This is a genomic window from Photorhabdus sp. RM71S, from assembly GCF_042879355.1.
GTDB classification, from domain to species: domain Bacteria; phylum Pseudomonadota; class Gammaproteobacteria; order Enterobacterales; family Enterobacteriaceae; genus Photorhabdus; species Photorhabdus kayaii.
The window spans coordinates 1-420 of sequence record NZ_JBHFKV010000209.1; the positions used below are offsets into that span (position 1 = coordinate 1).

The following is a 420-nucleotide window of genomic DNA, read 5'->3' on the forward strand; positions in this document are numbered from 1 at the left end:
ACTTGAGCAATTGATTGATAGTCTGAGTGATGAGCTCCAGGCTCCAGCGTGAGCGAAGATAGCTAAAATCTTGAGGCGAGTGCTGCAATAAGAAAGACAAGAGCGGATAGAACGGGGCTAAATTCCAGACAATGGGCCTGCCGGCGGGTAAACTTTTCAGCCCTTCCAGGCCATACAAGGTAAACCAGTGAATCCAGCGATTAACCGAAGAACGTGCAGCATGCAGGGTTTTGGCGACAGGAGTCACCGTATGACCTTCATGTAGCATTAATAATGCCATTAATCGGCGGGCATAATCCTTATCACGGGTTTTATGGATAAGTTTTTTCATCTGCTGTCGTTCATTTCGGGGGATGGGTGCTATGATGGGCATCGCTCAGTCCGTTTTGGGGTTTGTGATTTTTAGCGATTGATCAGATC

At 47.4% G+C, this 420-nt stretch carries 1 protein-coding gene; it reads right to left on the bottom strand.

Translation table 11 applies throughout. The annotated features are described in order from the left end of the window. Positions 1 to 373 (bottom strand): helix-turn-helix domain-containing protein (locus tag ACGF5R_RS24550; protein ID WP_387693258.1); only part of this gene is annotated, 373 nt, incomplete at its 3' end. Positions 374 to 420 lie beyond the last annotated feature (47 nt).